Genomic DNA, 15,919 nt, shown 5'->3' with positions numbered 1-15,919 from the left:
CGCCCTCAGCGGTAGAGCCAGTGCAGCGCCGCGAGCTCGAGCCGGTGCCGCGGCCTGCCCCACCAGGCCGAGTCGGTGAGGGCTGCGCGCGCTGCGAGGTACCCGCACGCGCCGTGCACGCCTCCGCCCGGGTGGGCCGACGCGCTGCCGAGGTAGAGGCCGTCCACGGGTGTCCGGGGACCGCCGAGGCCCGGAACCGGCCGGAACACCAGCTGCTGGAACAGCTGGTTCGTCCCACCGGCCACGGCGCCGCCCACGAGGTTCGGGTCGGAGCCCTGCAGGTCCGACGGCAGCTGCACCCAGCGCTCGACGAGGTGCTCGCGCCACCCCGGTGCGAACGCGTCGAGCATCTCGTCCATGCGGTCCGCGAGCAGGGCCCCGCTCGTGTCGTCGCTGACGCCACGCGGCAGGTGCGAGTACATCCACACCGTCTCGGTGCCCGCCGGTGACCGGGTCTGGTCTGTCGTCGTCATCTGCCCGAGCAGGGCGAACGGCTTCTCGGGCACCGTGCCCCCGGCGAGGTCCGCCTCCCAGTGCATGAGGCCCTGCCGATCATGCCCGACGTGCACGACCCCGGCGCCGCGGGCCGACTCCGCCGTCCACGGCAGCGGTGCCGACAGGCGCAGGTTGACCTTGACCGTGGGCAGGTCCCACTCGAAGTGCTCGAGGTCCTCCAGCAGCCGGGCCGGGACGCTGCCCGTCGGCAGGAGGCTCCCGTACAGCGCCGGCGCGGTGGTGTCCGCGATGACGGCGCGCCGTGCGCGGACCCGACGGCCGTCCGCGGTCTCGACGCCGACGGCCCGACCCCCCGACGTCACCACGCGGCTGACCGTCACCCCCGTGTCCACCCGCGCACCGGCCGACTCGGCCCGGCTGCGCATGGCCTCCGCCAGCCGCCCGGTGCCCCCGGTGGGGGACGGGAATCCCACGTCCTGCGCGAGCATCGCCATGATCAGGCCGAAGAGCCCGCTCCCGGGCGCCTCGGAGGGGATGTCGGCGTGGGCGGCGTTGCCGGCGAGCAGCATGCGAGCCTGCTCGCCCTCGAACCGCTCGACCGCGAACCGGTTGAGCGGCAGCAGGAACTCGCGCGCCAGCCGCAGGACGTCGCGGGCCCCCACGGACCGCACGAGCCTCCCGCCGGCGCGCACCGGCGGCCACCGGGTCAGCAGCGCGTCGATGAGCGGGTCCCGGATGTCGTGCCAGAAGCCGACCAGGTCGTGCCACGCCTGCTCGTCACCGGGGTGGTCGACCGCCACGCCGCGGGCGGTGACGGCCGGGTCGCGGTGGATCAGTGCGCCCCGCGGGTCGTCGGGCGTGCCGGCGTGGGCCACGACCCGGTCGACCCGGCTCCAGCGCAGGCCGTGCGCCTCCAGGTCGAGGTTCCGGATGACGGGGGAGATCGCCGCGAGCGGGTGGCACGAGCTGAACTCGTCCATCACCCAGCCGTCGCGCTCGACCGAGGCGACCGCGCCCCCCACGGTGTCGCGCCGCTCGAGCACGAGGACGTCCCACCCGGCGTCGGCGAGCACCGACGCGGCGACGAGGCCGTGGTGTCCCGCTCCGATGACGACTGCGTCGACGCTCTCCACGGCGCCACCCTTCCAGCGTCCGGCCGGGGGGACCAGCCGAGCCGGCCCTACGACAGGCGCGGGTCCTCGGCGTGCATGGCCCAGCGCACCACGGCGGTCGCCGCACCGCCCAGCGGCCGTCCGACGACGCGCTCGGTCACCGGCAGCCAGGGCAGCCGCAGCGGTCGGCGTGCCCAGCGCGGCAGCATCGCCACGGCACCGGCGGCCAGCGCGGCATACCCGGGGCGGGCGGCCGGCGGCAGCGGCGGGTTCACGAGCAGGAAGCGCGCAGCCTCCCGGGCCGCGGGCGTGCCGGCCAGCTCGGGGCGGAACCCCTCGATCGTGGCGCGCAGCCCCGCCACGGTGGTGGGCGGGTCGAGCACCCCGAGCAGCCGGGCCACGACGGCGGCCTGCTCGACGTAGGTGTCGGCCTCGGCGTCGCTCAACGGCTCGCGGGCGTAGCGCTGGAAGGAGGTGAGGAAGGACTCGGCCTCGGTCACGTGCACCCACAGCAGCAGGTGGGGGTCGCTCGCGGCATACGGCCGGCCGTCGGGGGCGGTGCCCTTCACGCGCTCGTGGATGGAGCGGACCCGGGTGATCGCCTCCTGGGCGTGCTCGACCGTGCCGAAGGTCGTCGTCGCCAGGAACTCGCTGGTGCGCTGGAGCCGGCCCCACGGGTCGCCCTTGTAGCCGGAGTGGGCCGCGACGCCCGCCATCGCCAGCGGGTGGAGGGACTGCAGCAGCAGGGCCCGGATGCCGCCGGGGAACATGGCCGCGTCGGCGTGCACCCGCCACACCGGGTCGTCCGGGCCGAACCAGCGCTCGCCCTCGGACTGCCAGATGCGGGCGGCCTTGGTCTGCGCGTCCTCGCCCGCCACGCGCGAGCGCAACGCGCGGCCGAGCTCACGCCGCGCCCCGGAGGTGATCGGCTCGAGGAGCGTCATGAGCGGCGCCCCGCGTCCTGGCCGGCCGCCCCGCCCGGCGCCCGGCGGGCCGCGCCCGGTCCCCGCCCGCGGACGGACCGCGGCAGGGCCTTGACCCGCTCGACGGGCGTCGGGAGGTCCGCCGGCCGGACCCGCGTCGAGAGGTCGCTGTGCGCGACGAGCTGGGCCAGCGGCGTCGTCGTGGCAGGGTGCGCGGCGACCGGCTCGTCCCCGGTGAAGACCACCCAGACGGGCTCGCCGTGGTCGGCGGCGGGGTCGAAGGTCTTGAGCACCGTGCCCTCGCGCAGGGTCGCGGCGTGCTCGAGCGCCCGCCGCTTCGCCCGCTGGCGGTCGAGGACGGTCTGGGCAGCCTTCATCGCCGGCTCCTTGGCCTGCTGGGCCAGGACGACGACGTGGGGGCCGTACTTGACGCCCCACTTCACGACCCGGCCGACGGCCCGACCCCTGTCCGGCATGCTGCCTCCCCGACGCCCTCGCGTCCTCGTGAGCGGCGTCCGGCACCGGTCGCCCGCTCTCCTGTCTCCAAGCGTAAGCCGGTGCCGACGGGTGCGCCGGTGGCGGTGGCGGCCGGGCAATACGCTGCCGCCATGGACGATGTGCGGCGCGTGGACTACGTCGGGACGGGCATCTCGGAGGACGAGGTCGCACCGACACCGTGGCAGCAGGCCCGCCGCTGGGTCGACGACGCGCTCACCCGGGCCGACGCGCAGGCCGACGTCCCGGAGCCCCTCGCCATCTCCGTCGCCACCGTCGACGCCGACGGCCTGCCGAACGTCCGGACCGTCCTCATGCGGTTCTTCGACGAGCGCGGGCCGGGCTTCGTCACCAACACCGAGTCGTCCAAGGGCATCGAGATCGCCGCCTCGGGTGGGATCGCGGCAGCCCTGACCTGGCCGGCGATGTACCGCGCGATCCGCTTCCGCGGCCGCGCCCAGCTGCTCGACCGCGACGAGGTCGCCGGGTACTTCGGCTCGCGCCCGTGGGCCTCGCGGATCTCCGCCTGGGCCTCGCAGCAGTCGCGGCCGGTCGAGGGCCGGGCGCAGCTCGAGGAGACCTACGAGCGGTATGCCGCGCAGTGGCCCGACCGCGGGAACCCCGACGACGTGCCCGTCCCCGACTTCTGGGGCGGCTACCGGGTCGCCTGCGACGAGGTCGAGTTCTGGGGTGGCCGCCGCAACCGGCTGCACGACCGGCTCGTCTTCACCCGGGTCGCCGAGGGCGACCTCGACGACGCCGGCGCGTGGCGGCTCTGGCGCCGCCAGCCCTGAGCCTGCCACCGCAGGCCCCACTCGCATCGCCGCAGGTGCCCCTCGCGTCGCCTCGGGTGCCGCCCGCACCGCCGTGTGCTGCCACGCACGCGCTGTCCACCCTGCGGCCCTACCCGTCCGTATGCCGGGACGCCCCTGCCCGTGACGGGACGGCGTCCCCACACTGGTGACGCACGTCACAACGCAGGCGCCAGAGTCGTCGTCCGCGGTCCGTCCCGACCGTCGACCGCCAGGAGACCCATGGCCGCCGTCCACCCCGTCGTCGCCGACGTCACCGCCCGGGTGACCGAACGCAGCCGCGCGAGCCGCACGGCATACCTGCAGCGCATCTCCCGCGCCGCCTCCGAGCTGAGCCTGCGCCCCGCGCGCACCGAGCTCGGCTGCTCCAACCTCGCCCACGCCGTCGCAGCCTGTGGAGGGGCAGACCGCGCCGTCCTGTCGGCCGAGACGGGGGTCGGCGTCGGGATCGTGACGTCCTACAACGACATGCTGTCGGCACACGCGCCGTTCGAGCACTACCCGCAGGAGATCAAGGCGACCGCGCGCGAGCTCGGTGCCGTGGCCCGGGTCGCCGGCGGCGTGCCGGCCATGTGCGACGGCGTCACGCAGGGGCGGGCGGGCATGGAGCTCAGCCTCTTCAGCCGCGACGTCATCGCGATGTCGACGGCCGTGGCCCTGTCGCACGACGTGTTCGACGCGGCGCTGATGCTCGGCGTCTGCGACAAGATCGTGCCGGGCCTGGTGATGGGCGCGCTGTCGTTCGGGCACCTGCCGACCGCGCTCGTCCCGGCCGGCCCGATGGCGAGCGGCCGCTCGAACGCGGAGAAGGCCGAGACCCGCAAGGCCTACGCCGCCGGCGAGGCCGGCCGCGACGAGCTGCTCGCCAGCGAGGTCGCGTCCTACCACTCGCCGGGCACCTGCACGTTCTACGGCACGGCGAACTCCAACCAGATGCTCATGGACGTCATGGGCCTGCACCTGCCGGGCGCGGCGTTCGTCCACCCGGACGACCCGGTGCGCGCGGCCCTCACGGACGCGACCACCCGTCGGGTCGTGCAGATCGCGGCGGGCCAGGACCGGTACGGCATCGGCCAGGTCGTCGACGAGAAGTCGGTCGTCAACGGCGTCGTCGCCCTCCTCGCGACCGGCGGCTCGACCAACCACACCATGCACCTCGTCGCCATGGCCGCGGCTGCCGGCATCGACCTGCGCTGGGAGGACTTCGACGACCTGTCCACCGCCGTGCCGCTCGTCGCGCGGATCTACCCCAACGGCACCGCCGACGTGAACCACTTCCACGCCGCCGGTGGCACGCCGTTCCTCGTGCGCACGCTGCTCGACGCCGGTCTGCTCCACGAGGACGTCCTCACCCTCGACGGCCCGGGGCTGCGCCGGTACACCCGCCGCCCGGTGGTCGGCGCCGACGGCTCGCTCGAGTTCGTCGAGGCGGCCGAGGAGTCGCTCGACCGTGACGTCCTGCGCCCCGCCCACGACCCGTTCGAGCCGGACGGCGGCCTGCGCCTGCTGCGCGGCACCCTCGGACAGGCAGTCATCAAGACGTCCGCCCTCGCCGAGGAGCACCGTGTCGTCGAGGCGCCGGCGCGCGTCTTCACCGACCAGGTCGGCTTCCTCCAGGCGTTCTCGCGGCGCGAGCTCGACCGCGACGTCGTCGTCGTCCTGCGCGAGCAGGGCCCCTCGGCCAACGGGATGCCCGAGCTGCACGCCCTCACCCCCTCGCTCGGGGTGCTCCAGAAGCGCGGGTATGCCGTGGCGCTGGTCACCGACGGCCGGATGAGCGGGGCGTCGGGCTCGATCCCGGCCGCCATCCACGTGACGCCGGAGTCGGTGCACGCCGGCCCGATCGCCAAGCTGCGCGACGGCGATGTCGTCCGGGTCGACGCGGTCACCGGGCGCCTCGACGTCCTCGTGGACGAGTCCGAGTTCGCCTCCCGGCTCCCCGCGTCGCGGGTGACCGAGGAGGGCGTCGGCACCGGCCGCGAGCTGTTCGGCGTCATGCGCTCGGCCGTCGGCCGCGCCGACGAGGGTGCGCACGTCTTCGGCAGCCTCGCCGCCGTCCCCGAACCCGTTGTCCCGCACCTGCCGCAGGAGGAGTCCCGATGACCGCCGTCACGACCAAGCCCGTCATCTCGGGGGAGGCCGACATCCTCGGACTCGCGCCCGTCATCCCGGTGGTCGTCGTCGACTCGGTCGAGCAGGCGGTGCCGCTGGCGCGCGCCCTGCTCCGCGGCGGCATCCCCGTCATCGAGCTCACCCTGCGCAGCGAGGCCGGGCTCGGCGCCATCGAGGCCGTGGCGTCCGAGGTGGAGGGCATCGTCGTCGGTGCCGGCACGGTCGTCACGCCCACCCAGGTGCAGCAGGTGGTCGACGCCGGCGCGCAGTTCCTCGTGACCCCCGGCTCCCCGCCGCGGCTGGTCGAGGCGGCGCTCGGTTCGGGGCTGCCGCTGCTGGCCGGTGCCGGCACGCTCACCGAGATGCTGACGCTGGCCGAGGCCGGGCTGGAGGTGCAGAAGTTCTTCCCCGCCGAGGCCAGTGGCGGGCGGCCCTACCTGTCCGCGGTGGCCGGTCCCTGCCCGCAGCTGCGGTTCTGCCCCACCGGCGGCATCACGCCGCAGACCGCAGCCGACTGGCTGGCGCTGCCCAACGTCGGCTGCGTCGGCGGCTCGTGGCTGACGCCCAAGGACGCCGTGGCGCAGGGCGACTGGGCCCGCATCGAGCAGCTCGCGCGGGAGGCCGCCGCCCTGCCCCGCTGAGGTCCCTCGCGCTCTCGCCGGCGTTTGGGTGCCCAGAGGGTCGGATATCCGACCCTCTGGGCACCCAAAGCCGCTGGGGGGAGCCCCTGGCGGGCGCCGGGGGACGCCCCAATCAGGTGTGGAAGGGCCGCACCGTCAGCAGGTGGATGTCGCTGTTGCTGCACGCCTGGGCCGGGTACGGCGCGTACTGCGCGGCCTTCTCGCCGGGCAGGTACACGCGGAACCCTGAGGCCTTCGCCAGCTGGCAGCGGGAGCCGTAGTTGCCGGCCTGCGTCACCCGGGCCAGCGCGGTCGCCGAGGCGCCGGGTGCCAGGCGCACGAGCGGGGTCGTCTGCCCCGGCTCACGGTCCGCGGCCGCGCCGAGCTGGGCCCCCGTGCCCGGTGCCGTGAGGGAGACGCCGGGAAAGCCCTTGAGGGTGCAGGGTGTCCGGCCGGTGTTGGTCGTGACGAGCTCCACGCCGTAGCTGCCTGCCGCTCCTCCACCCGGCTCGGTGACCGCTCGGGTGCGGGTGGTGACAGCCGTGCACCGGGCGGCGGCCGTCGTGGCCGTGCCGCTGCTGGAGCCGGCCGACCCGCTCGACGTGGCGCTCGAGGAGCTGCTGCTGGTGGTGGAGCTCGAGGATGTGCCGGTGGCGCTCGAGGGCGTCGCGCTGCTGGAGCTGCTGGAGCTGCCCGATCCGCCCGAGGTGCCCCCGCCGCCGCATGCCCCCAGGGCCAGTCCCGCCGTCGCGACGAGCGTGAGCCCCGCAAGGTGCCGTCGGCCCTGGTGTCCCGTTCCTGCCATGACGATCCTCCTGTCGGTTCCCCTTGTCCTGGAGACGTCCGAGGGCGCCTCTGGGTTGGTCCGACCGGGAGCCCGGGCAGGAAACAGCCCGTGGGCCCTGCCTGCCGAGACGAGCGGCGAGGCGTGCGCAGGGGACGACCTGCGCGGCCCACGGGCTGCGGTGGTACTGCTGGGATTGCGCTCTCGCGCCCTCGAAGCAGTCGAGGGTGCGCTAGCGCGCAGCCACCTCACGCGTCCTATGGGAAATCACTTCCTGGACCACCTCCTTTCCGTGTGCTCAGAACGCTATGCCGGGTGGTCGCGTCCTGCAACGGTTTTCCCGCTGGGCGAACACGGGAACAAACCCGGGTCCGGGGAGGTGCCGGTCGGCGGTCGTGGGTGCCCCCGGGGGTGGCCCCGGGTCAGGACTCGCGGGCGACCTTGTACGACGCGGCCTGCCGGCGGGGCTTGATCACCAGCAGGTCGATGTTCACGTGCGCGGGCCGGTCGACCATCCACACGATCGCCTCCGCGACGTCGGCGGCGACGAGTGGGTCGGGCACCCCGGCATACACGGCGTCGGCGCGCTCCTGGTCGCCCCCGAACCGGGTGAGCGAGAACTCCTCGGTGCGCACCATCCCCGGCGCGATCTCGGTGACCCGGACCGGCTGGTCGACGAGCTCGAGGCGCAGGGTCTCGGTGAGGGCGGCGACCGCGTGCTTGGCGGCGGTGTAGCCCGAGCCGCCCTCGTAGACGGTCCGGCCGGCGATCGACCCGACGTTGACGATCGTCCCGGCGCCCGAGGCGACGAGGGCGGGCAGCAGGGCCTGGGTGACCTGCAGCGTGCCGATGACGTTCGACTCGTACATGCCGCGCCAGTCCGAGACGTCGGTCTGCGCGGCGGGAGCCAGCCCCAGCGCGCCACCGGCGTTGTTGACCAGCACGTCCAGCCGCGGGCCGACGGCCTCGGCGAGCCGGGCCACGTCGTCGGCCGAGGAGACGTCACAGGCAACCGCCCGGCCGCCGATCTCCTGCGCCAGGGCCTCGATGCGGTCGGCACGGCGCGCGGCCACCACGACGTCGAAGCCCGCGGCGGCCAGCTGGCGCGCGGTCTCGGCGCCGATGCCGCTCGAGGCGCCGGTGACCACGGCCAGCCGCCGGTCGCTCCTCGCCACGTCGTCCCTGCTGTCGCTCGTCACGTCGTTCCTCTCCTCGGTGCTCACGTCAGTGCTCCCGCCGGCCGCACGGCCGTGGGGTCGACCGAGATCCACGTCGCCTCGGCCCGGCCCAGGACGCGCCCGTCCGGCGCGTGCAGGGAGGTGCCGCTGAAGGTCTTGCGGCCCTCGGCGCCACGCTGCCACGCCATGACGACGTGCGGGACGCCGGGCTCCGGCAGCTCGTCGACGACCGCCGTCACCGTGCCGAGGACCATGGGACGCCCGGCGAACCCGGACGACCAGCCGCCCGGGCAGTCCAGCGCCGCCCACACCGTCTCCTGGTCCACGTCCGGGCCGGGCGTCCACGCGGCGGCATACGCGCCGTCACCGCCCTCGACGCGACCCGGCCGCAGCCGCAGGCCGTCCCCGGGCTCGCGCCCGGTCCCGCACGCGAAGCAGGTGGGGAACGGGTGGTCGACGTCGCCCTCGTACCGGTCGCCGGCGGCCACTGCGACGTCGTACGCCACCGGTGCCGGGGCGCCCTCGGCGCTCGGCCGGGCGGCGGCGAAGGCCTCGAGGACCAGGTGGTCCCCGTCGCTCACGCGGACGAGGCCGTCCTCGCGGGTCACGACGAGGGGGCGGTCCAGCGGGGGAGGCGTGCGCAGTCGGACCGTCACGGCAGGATGGTCACTGGTCGTCGCGACGAGGCGCGCGGCGTGACCGCTCGTCCAGCCGCCGTTGCCCGACTCGGGTGGCCCGCAGAACCGGGCGGGGATGACGAAGTCCATGGGCCGAACGTACCCGCCGGGGAGCGGGTGGGAACGAGGGGTGGAATGGCGACGCCGCCGACGGGCACCGAGGCCGGCTTCCGGCTGCGCAGCATCGCCGTGCCGGCCTACGGGCCGACCGTCGTCGCCGCGGTCGGTGCGGGTGCGACGCTGCCCGTCGTGGCGCTCACCGCCCTGGAGCTGGGCGCCAGCCCGTCGGTGGCCGCGCTGACGGCCGGGGCCGCGCTCGTGGCCGAGCTGTTCTTCGCCGTGCCGGCCGGGGCGATGGTGCACCGGATCGGGGAGCGGCGGGCGCTGCTGTCCGCCGGAGCCGTCGACGCCGTCGCCTCGGCCGTCGCGCTGCTCGCGCCGAACGTCGTGGTCCTCTTCGCGGCCGTCTTCGCGATGGGCTTCACCTCCTCGATGTTCCTCGTGGCGCGGCAGGCGTACCTCATCGACGCGGTGCCGTACTCGATGCGCGCCCGGGCCATGTCGACCCTCGGCGGGGTGAACCGAATCGGCCTGTTCGTGGGGCCGTTCGTCGGGGCGCCGGTCATCGCGGCGTGGGGCGCGCAGGCGGCGTTCGGGGTGGCGGTGGTCTCGGGGCTGGCCGCGAGCCTGCTCGTGTGGCGCGCGCCGGACATCACGGCCCACCACGAGGAGGCGCAGCGAGCGCAGGCGCAGACGAGCACCCGCCGATTGCTGTGGGCCCACCGCCGCACGTATGCCACGCTCGGCCTCGGGATCCTCGTCATCGGCGCCGCGCGGTCGGCCCGGGTCGTGCTCGTGCCCCTGTGGGCGGCGCACGTCGGGCTGTCGGCGTCGGCGACGGCCGTCATCTTCGGCGTCACCGGGGGCATCGAGATGCTGCTGTTCTACCCGGCGGGCTCGGTGATGGACCGGTTCGGCCGGTTCTGGGTCGCCGTCCCGTGTGCGGTGCTGCTCGGGGTGGGGGCGCTGCTGCTGCCCCTGACCCACACGGCATACACCGTCCTGGGCGCCTCGCTGCTGGCCGCGGTCGGCAACGGGCTGGGCTCCGGCATCGTCATGACCCTGGGTGCCGACACGGCGCCGAACGTGGGGCGCTCGCAGTTCCTGGGCGGCTGGCGGTTCATGTCGGTCATCGGCGGCAGCGGCGCCCCGCTGCTCATCAGCGCCGTGACGGCGCAGGTCGGTCTCGCCGCGGCGTGCGTCGGGATCGGGAGCCTGACCCTGCTCGGGACGGGCTGGCTGGGGTACTGGGTGAGGCGGTTCGAGCCGGGCCGGGGCGACGCCGGGGCACGGTGACGCCCGCAGGTGGCAGGCTTGGGCCCGTGACGGACCTGATCGACACCACCGAGATGTACCTCAAGACGATCTTCGAGCTCGAGGAAGAGGGCATCCCCCCGCTGCGCGCCCGCATCGCCGAGCGGCTCGCGCACTCGGGTCCGACCGTGTCCCAGACCGTCGCACGGATGCAGCGCGACGGCCTGCTGACCCTGGCCGGCGACCGTCACCTCCAGCTCACCGAGGAGGGTCGTCGCCTCGCCACGCGGGTCATGCGCAAGCACCGGCTGGCCGAGCGCCTGCTCATCGACGTCATCGGCCTGGAGTGGGAGTACGTCCACGACGAGGCCTGCCGGTGGGAGCACGTCATGTCCGAGCGGGTCGAGCGCAAGATCCTGGCCCTGCTCAAGGACCACCACGACTCGCCGTACGGCAACCCGATCCCGGGACTGGACGAGCTGGGCGAGGCCGAGCCCACGGAGGACTTCCGCTCGGGGCTGCACACCCTCACCGAGCTGGCCGGCGCCGAGCCCGAGACGGTGCTCGTCCGCCGGATCGGCGAGCCGGTGCAGGTCGACCACGAGGCCCTGAGCCTGCTGACGGTGGCCCGGCTGCTCCCGGGGGAGCGGGTGCGTGTGCACCGCGCCGACGGGCGGGTCGTGGCGGTGCGCGAGGGGGCTCCGGAGTCCACGGGCGTCTCGCTGCCGGACGACGTGGCACAGCACGTCTTCGGCGCGCTCATCTGAGCGTCGGCTGGACGTCCGCCGGGCGGCCGCCGAGGGTCCGCTGAGCACGGATCGGGACCTGCGGTTGGCATCGTGTGGAACTTTCTTGGACCGACCGTGACCGCAGCGTGACTTTCCCGGGAGCGTTGTGTACGGTTTCCCGAGGTTCCTCAGCCCCCCGAGGATCCGGCCCGATGTGGACACGCCTAGTCCTGCCGCCACGCCCGGGTCAGCAACGAACACCGCTTGGCAGGAGCGGGGGACCCACTTGTGGGCCGTCTCCGGACGGTCCTTGGGGTGAAGCCCTCGGGAGTGCGACCGCGAGGTCGGACGAACGAGGGCCGGGTGATCTACCTCCACCCGAACCCGACAGCTCACCTCGTAGGCGCCGGAGGTTATTCATCGTGGCTTCTCCCACTTCTGGCCGCCACCGCGCGCCCGGTCGTTTCAACCCCGTCAGCGAGCTGTCCGGCATCGTGGCCACCGCCGCCCAGCCGGCCGTCAAGACCTCTGCCGTGATCGCGGCCTCCGGTGGTCTCGTCGCGTCGTTCGCCCTCCCCGCCTCGGCCGCCCCGGCCGCTGCGACCAAGGCTGCCGGCCAGGCCACCTCCGTGGCCCCCGTCGCCGTCAAGGCTCCCGAGGTGGCTGCCCCCGAGGCCACCGACGCCTTCGGTGTCATCGGCTTCCAGGCCACGGCCAAGCCGAAGCCCAAGCCGGCGCCGAAGCCGGTCGTCCGTGCGACCGACACGCAGACCGCGAGCCGGTCGACCCAGCGCGCGCCGCTGGCGACGAAGGACTACACCAACCTCAAGCCGGCTGCCGGTGGCGTCCTCGCCATCGCCGCGCAGTACCAGGGCCTGCCCTACAAGTACGGCGGCACGAGCCCGTCGACCGGCTTCGACTGCTCGGGCTTCACCCAGTGGGTGTTCCGCCAGGTCGGCATCTCGCTGCCGCGCACCGCGGAGGAGCAGCGGCAGGCCGCGACCCCCGTGTCGTCCCCGCAGCCCGGCGACCTCGTGTTCTTCGGCTCGCCCGCGTACCACGTGGGCATCTACGCCGGGAACGGCATGATGTGGGACAGCCCGCGCACCGGCGAGACCGTGCAGAAGCGCTCCATCTGGTCCGGCAACGTGTCCTACGGCCGCCCGTGACCTGAGGCTCTCGAAGCCACCTCGGCGAAGGCCCCGACCGCAGCTGCGGCCGGGGCCTTCGCCGTTCCGCCGTGTTTACATGGAGGCATGACTGCTGTGGAGATCGACGTCTGGGCCGATGTGGTCTGCCCCTGGTGCTACATCGGCAAGCGCCGCCTCGAGCAGGCGATCGCCGAGTGCGCCCACCCCGCGGACGTGACGGTGACCTACCACGCGTACGAGCTCGACCCCGGTGCACCGGTCGGTGACGGGAGCCTCGTGCTGTCCTGGCTGGCCGAGCGCTACGGCACCGACCTCGAGGGCGCCCGCGAGATGGCCGAGCGCCCGGCGGTGCTCGGGCGTCCGGACGGGCTCGAGATCAACGTCGACGAGCAGCGCCGCGCCAACTCCTTCGACGCGCACCGGATCATCGCGCTCGGCCTGGCCCAGGGTGGCCACGCGCTGCAGGCCGCGGTGCTCGAGCGGCTGTACAGCGCGCACTTCACCGAGGGCAGGCAGATCGACGACATCGAGACGCTCCAGCGGCTGGGCGCGGAGGCGGGGCTCGACGGGCGTCGCCTGTCGGCGGTGCTGGCGAGCCGTGAGTATGCCGACCACGTGCGCCAGGACGAGCGCGCGGCCACGGAGATCGGCATCACCGGCGTCCCGTTCTTCATGGCGAACCGCAAGGTGGCGCTCTCGGGCGCGCACTCGGTCGAGGTCATCGGCCAGCTGATCGAGGCCGCGACCGACGGCTCGACGGAGGCCATGACCCAGGGCGCCTGAGCGCCCAGCGCCCGGCTCAGGGGTTGACGGCGAGGAACACGAACGCCGCCAGCAGCACGAGGTGCACGCCGCCCTGGAGCCGCGTCGCCCGGCCGGGCACCACGGTCAGCACGCTCACCACGACGGTCAGCGCGAGCAGCACCATCTGCGTCGCGCCGAGGCCGAGCACCAGCGGGCCCTCGAGCCAGATCGACGCGACCGCGATGGCCGGGATGGTCAGGCCGATGCTCGCCATGGCCGAGCCGAGTGCGAGGTTGAGGCTGATCTGGATCCGGTTGCGGCGGGCGGCCCGGACGGCGGCCAGCGTCTCGGGCAGCAGCACGAGCAGCGCAATGACGACGCCGACGAACGACTGGGGGAAGCCCGCGGCCGCCACGCCCGACTCGATGGCGGGGGACTCGACCTTGGCCAGGCCGACGACGGCGACGAGCGAGACGAGCAGCAGCCCGAGCGAGGCGTAGGTCGCGCGGTTGGTCGGCGGGTCGGCGTGCTCGTCGTCGAGCGGCTCGCCGTCCTTGCCGACGGGCAGGAAGAAGTCGCGGTGCCGCCGGGTCTGGGTCGACACGAACATGCCGTAGAGCGCGAGCGAGACGACCGCGGCGAATGCGAGCTGGCTGCTGGTGAACTCCGGCCCCGGCTGGCTGGTCGTGAACGTCGGGACCACCATCGTCATCACCGCGAGGGTCGTGACCGTGGCGAGCGCAGCGCCCGCGCCCTCCGCGTTGAACGCGATGAGCCGGTACTTCAGCGCGCCCATGAACAGGGCGAGGCCGACGATGCCGTTGCAGGTGATCATCACGGCGGCGAACACGGTGTCGCGCGCGAGCGTGTCGGTGTCCTTGCCGCCGCTGACCATCAGCGTGACGATGAGCGCCACCTCGATGATCGTCACGGCCACGGCCAGCACGAGGGACCCGAACGGTTCGCCGACCCGGTGCGCCACGACCTCCGCGTGGTGGACGGCGGCGAGGACCGCAAGGCCGAGCACGACGGCCACGATGACGACCGGGACCGCGCTGAGGTGGCGTCCCCAGGTGAGGACCAGCGCCACGAGCGCCAGGGGCGGCGCCAGACTGGTCCAGGTGAGCAGGGGACTGGTCGTTCGCGCGGCCATGCCGCATTCTCGCAGGTTTCGGACACGTGCCCGGCCAGCAACCGGTCGCCGGACGGCCTGCCAGAACCTCGCAGCCCGGCTAGCGTCCGGGGGGTGACGTTCTCGATCGTGGCCCAGGACGGTGACTCCTTCGGGGTCGCCGTCGCCAGCAAGTTCCCTTTCGTCGGCGCGGTCGTGCCCGACGCGCGGCTCGGCCTCGGTGCCGTGGCGACCCAGGCGATGGCGCGGGTGTCCTACCGCGACACCGCCCTGGAGGCGCTGTCGTCCGGCGCGGACGCAACAGCCGCCATCGAGGCCTGCACCGGGCCGGACGACGAGCGCGACCACCGCCAGCTCGGCGTCGTCGGTCGCGACTCGCAGGCGACCTGGACGGGCCCCTCGTGCCTGCCGTGGGCCGGCGGGGTGAGCGGGCGCGACGAGTCCGGTGCCTACGCGATCCAGGGCAACATCCTCGTCGGTCCCGAGGTCGTCGAGGCGATGGAGCGCGCGTGGCTGGCGTCGGCGGGGCGGCCGTTCACCGACCGGCTCGTCGCCGCGCTGCTCGCCGGTGACGACGCCGGCGGCGACTCACGTGGACGCCAGGGCGCGGCCCTGTATGCCGTGCGGCCGGGTGCCGGGTACGACCAGTACGGGCTGCTCGCCGACGTCCGGGTCGACGACCACCCCGACGCGCCGCGCGAGCTGGCCCGGCTGGTGGGGCTGAACGACCTGCTGTTCGGGTCGCCGGAGGACGTGCAGCCGCTCGAGGGTGCGCTCGCCGACGAGGTGCTGGCCCGGCTGGAGTCGATCGGGTTCAGCGGCAGCTCCGCGGCGGAGGCGCTGGCGGCGTGGGCGTCGGAGGAGAACTACGAGACCCGGCTCAGCGCCGACGGCATCGATGCCAAGGTGCTCGGTGCCCTGCGCGCGGCCACGGACGAGGACCGGCTCGAGGGATACGGCGACGACGAGCACGCCGAGGACGAGGCCGAGGACCACCTCGACGAGGAGGAGTAGCCCGACCGGGGCGCTCAGGCCTCGGGCAGCGGGGCGTCCGGCCCGGTCGTCGGGTCGGTGCGAGCGGCCTCGTCGCGCTTGCGCTGCAGTTCCTCCTCGCGCGCTCGGCGGGCGGCCCGCTCGCGCTCGACCGCCTCACGCTCGGCCCGTTCGCGCTCGGCCCGCTGCCGCTTGGCCTCGGCCATCTGCGCCTCGGCGCGCTCGCGGACCTTGCGCAGGAACTCGGCGTCGTCGTCCGGGTTCGTCGCCACCGCGCGTCCCGGCCGGTCGTACTCCGGGTATGCCGTGCCGCGGTTCCCCTTGTAGGGCAGGCCACCGCCGCGCGGCGACGACTCCGGCCGACCGGCCACGAGCCAGGCGACGGCCCCGACGACCGACGTGATGAGCACGACGAAGATCCAGGTGCCCTTGTTCAGGTTCCTGATGCGGCTCTCGTCGGTCATGATCACGTCCAGCAGGCAGTACACCCACAGTGCCGTGCCCAGGATCCCCAACCCCAGTTCAGCGCGAATCACGCCGCGATGGTGGCACACCGGCATACCGCCCGGAGGCGAAACCGGACATCTGGCGCACACCCCCACCCGAACGACGGAGACGCGTCACCCACCTCCATCCTGCGCGGGCGGGGCAGGGGCCGTGCGGCAGTGGGGCCGTGGGGCAGAGGTGT

16 protein-coding genes and 1 riboswitch are annotated in these 15,919 nt (G+C 74.3%); of the genes, 8 read left to right on the top strand and 8 right to left on the bottom strand.

Features of this window, described 5'->3' with window-relative positions; translation table 11 throughout:
- Positions 1-5: 5 nt before the first annotated feature.
- The 3 genes from RKE38_RS05940 to RKE38_RS05930 are packed head-to-tail and all read right to left on the bottom strand — an operon-like array spanning position 6 to position 2,967.
- Entirely contained in the window at positions 6-1,589 is a 1,584-nt protein-coding gene (locus RKE38_RS05940; protein ID WP_316006524.1) for an NAD(P)/FAD-dependent oxidoreductase, read from the bottom strand.
- A gap of 47 nt (positions 1,590-1,636) precedes the next feature.
- On the bottom strand, positions 1,637-2,512 hold the full coding sequence (locus RKE38_RS05935) for an oxygenase MpaB family protein (RefSeq protein ID WP_316006523.1): 876 nt from the start codon (positions 2,510-2,512) through the stop codon (positions 1,637-1,639).
- A complete protein-coding gene (locus RKE38_RS05930) occupies positions 2,509-2,967 on the bottom strand; it encodes a hypothetical protein (protein ID WP_316006522.1) in 459 nt (152 codons plus the stop codon). Before RKE38_RS05930 ends, RKE38_RS05935 begins: the two co-directional genes overlap by 4 nt.
- Before the next feature lie 132 nt (positions 2,968-3,099).
- Between RKE38_RS05930 and pdxH the strand changes: the two genes are divergently transcribed.
- From pdxH to eda, 3 genes are all read left to right on the top strand, one after another.
- Positions 3,100-3,780 carry a pyridoxamine 5'-phosphate oxidase gene (gene pdxH, locus RKE38_RS05925; RefSeq protein ID WP_316006521.1) on the top strand — a complete coding sequence of 227 codons (681 nt, stop codon included), beginning with the start codon at positions 3,100-3,102 and terminating at the stop codon, positions 3,778-3,780.
- Between the two features lie 240 nt (positions 3,781-4,020).
- The gene (gene edd / locus RKE38_RS05920; RefSeq protein ID WP_316006520.1) at positions 4,021-5,901 is read left to right on the top strand and encodes a phosphogluconate dehydratase; all 1,881 of its coding nucleotides are present in this window, start codon (positions 4,021-4,023) and stop codon (positions 5,899-5,901) included.
- Positions 5,898-6,551 carry a bifunctional 4-hydroxy-2-oxoglutarate aldolase/2-dehydro-3-deoxy-phosphogluconate aldolase gene (eda, locus tag RKE38_RS05915; protein ID WP_316006519.1) on the top strand — a complete coding sequence of 218 codons (654 nt, stop codon included), beginning with the start codon at positions 5,898-5,900 and terminating at the stop codon, positions 6,549-6,551. Before edd ends, eda begins: the two co-directional genes overlap by 4 nt.
- Positions 6,552-6,663: 112 nt before the next feature.
- Here eda and RKE38_RS05910 read toward each other — a convergent pair whose 3' ends face one another.
- From RKE38_RS05910 to RKE38_RS05900, 3 genes are all read right to left on the bottom strand, one after another.
- Entirely contained in the window at positions 6,664-7,335 is a 672-nt protein-coding gene (locus tag RKE38_RS05910) for a DUF4232 domain-containing protein (protein WP_316006518.1), read from the bottom strand.
- A 401-nt stretch (positions 7,336-7,736) separates the two neighbouring features.
- On the bottom strand, positions 7,737-8,537 hold the full coding sequence (locus tag RKE38_RS05905; RefSeq protein ID WP_316006517.1) for an SDR family NAD(P)-dependent oxidoreductase: 801 nt from the start codon (positions 8,535-8,537) through the stop codon (positions 7,737-7,739).
- Positions 8,534-9,259, bottom strand: a complete 726-nt coding sequence (locus tag RKE38_RS05900) for a hypothetical protein (protein ID WP_316006516.1) — start codon at positions 9,257-9,259, stop codon at positions 8,534-8,536. Before RKE38_RS05900 ends, RKE38_RS05905 begins: the two co-directional genes overlap by 4 nt.
- Before the next feature lie 45 nt (positions 9,260-9,304).
- Here RKE38_RS05900 and RKE38_RS05895 point away from each other — a divergent pair, with 45 nt between their 5' ends.
- The 4 genes from RKE38_RS05895 to RKE38_RS05880 all read left to right on the top strand — a co-directional run bounded on the left by RKE38_RS05895 (position 9,305) and on the right by RKE38_RS05880 (position 13,145).
- On the top strand, positions 9,305-10,525 hold the full coding sequence (locus tag RKE38_RS05895) for an MFS transporter (protein WP_316006515.1): 1,221 nt from the start codon (positions 9,305-9,307) through the stop codon (positions 10,523-10,525).
- A gap of 26 nt (positions 10,526-10,551) precedes the next feature.
- Entirely contained in the window at positions 10,552-11,250 is a 699-nt protein-coding gene (locus RKE38_RS05890; protein WP_316006514.1) for a metal-dependent transcriptional regulator, read from the top strand.
- 172 nt (positions 11,251-11,422) lie between these two features.
- A riboswitch (cyclic di-AMP (ydaO/yuaA leader) is annotated at positions 11,423-11,632 on the top strand.
- Between the two features lies 1 nt (position 11,633).
- Positions 11,634-12,380 (top strand): C40 family peptidase, encoded by a 747-nt coding sequence (locus tag RKE38_RS05885; protein ID WP_316006513.1) that lies wholly within the window; start codon positions 11,634-11,636, stop codon positions 12,378-12,380.
- A gap of 87 nt (positions 12,381-12,467) precedes the next feature.
- Positions 12,468-13,145: a DsbA family oxidoreductase gene (locus tag RKE38_RS05880; RefSeq protein ID WP_316006512.1), complete on the top strand. Its 678-nt coding sequence runs from the start codon at positions 12,468-12,470 to the stop codon at positions 13,143-13,145.
- Between the two features lie 16 nt (positions 13,146-13,161).
- On the opposite strand, the gene RKE38_RS05875 is transcribed toward RKE38_RS05880, so the two are convergent.
- Positions 13,162-14,259, bottom strand: a complete 1,098-nt coding sequence (locus RKE38_RS05875; RefSeq protein WP_316006511.1) for an ionic transporter y4hA — start codon at positions 14,257-14,259, stop codon at positions 13,162-13,164.
- A 93-nt stretch (positions 14,260-14,352) separates the two neighbouring features.
- Between RKE38_RS05875 and RKE38_RS05870 the strand changes: the two genes are divergently transcribed.
- On the top strand, positions 14,353-15,252 hold the full coding sequence (locus RKE38_RS05870) for a DUF1028 domain-containing protein (RefSeq protein ID WP_316006510.1): 900 nt from the start codon (positions 14,353-14,355) through the stop codon (positions 15,250-15,252).
- Positions 15,253-15,266: 14 nt separating this feature from the next.
- Here RKE38_RS05870 and RKE38_RS05865 read toward each other — a convergent pair whose 3' ends face one another.
- The gene (locus tag RKE38_RS05865) at positions 15,267-15,767 is read right to left on the bottom strand and encodes a PLD nuclease N-terminal domain-containing protein (protein ID WP_316006509.1); all 501 of its coding nucleotides are present in this window, start codon (positions 15,765-15,767) and stop codon (positions 15,267-15,269) included.
- Positions 15,768-15,919 lie beyond the last annotated feature (152 nt).

The sequence above is a fragment of the Phycicoccus sp. M110.8 genome, assembly GCF_032464895.1.
GTDB lineage: Bacteria > Actinomycetota > Actinomycetes > Actinomycetales > Dermatophilaceae > Pedococcus.
The sequence above is the reverse complement of the archived record's forward strand: the minus strand, read 5'-3'. Positions and strand labels throughout refer to the sequence as shown.

Coding starts and splice junctions, on each gene's coding strand:
- RKE38_RS05935 (WP_316006523.1), bottom strand. CDS start 2,512: ATGACGCTCCTCGAGCCGATCACCTCCGGGGCGCGGCGTGAGCTCGGC.
- RKE38_RS05900 (WP_316006516.1), bottom strand. CDS start 9,259: ATGGACTTCGTCATCCCCGCCCGGTTCTGCGGGCCACCCGAGTCGGGC.
- RKE38_RS05895 (WP_316006515.1), top strand. CDS start 9,305: ATGGCGACGCCGCCGACGGGCACCGAGGCCGGCTTCCGGCTGCGCAGC.
- edd (WP_316006520.1), top strand. CDS start 4,021: ATGGCCGCCGTCCACCCCGTCGTCGCCGACGTCACCGCCCGGGTGACC.
- RKE38_RS05880 (WP_316006512.1), top strand. CDS start 12,468: ATGACTGCTGTGGAGATCGACGTCTGGGCCGATGTGGTCTGCCCCTGG.
- eda (WP_316006519.1), top strand. CDS start 5,898: ATGACCGCCGTCACGACCAAGCCCGTCATCTCGGGGGAGGCCGACATC.
- RKE38_RS05910 (WP_316006518.1), bottom strand. CDS start 7,335: ATGGCAGGAACGGGACACCAGGGCCGACGGCACCTTGCGGGGCTCACG.
- pdxH (WP_316006521.1), top strand. CDS start 3,100: ATGGACGATGTGCGGCGCGTGGACTACGTCGGGACGGGCATCTCGGAG.
- RKE38_RS05875 (WP_316006511.1), bottom strand. CDS start 14,259: ATGGCCGCGCGAACGACCAGTCCCCTGCTCACCTGGACCAGTCTGGCG.
- RKE38_RS05930 (WP_316006522.1), bottom strand. CDS start 2,967: ATGCCGGACAGGGGTCGGGCCGTCGGCCGGGTCGTGAAGTGGGGCGTC.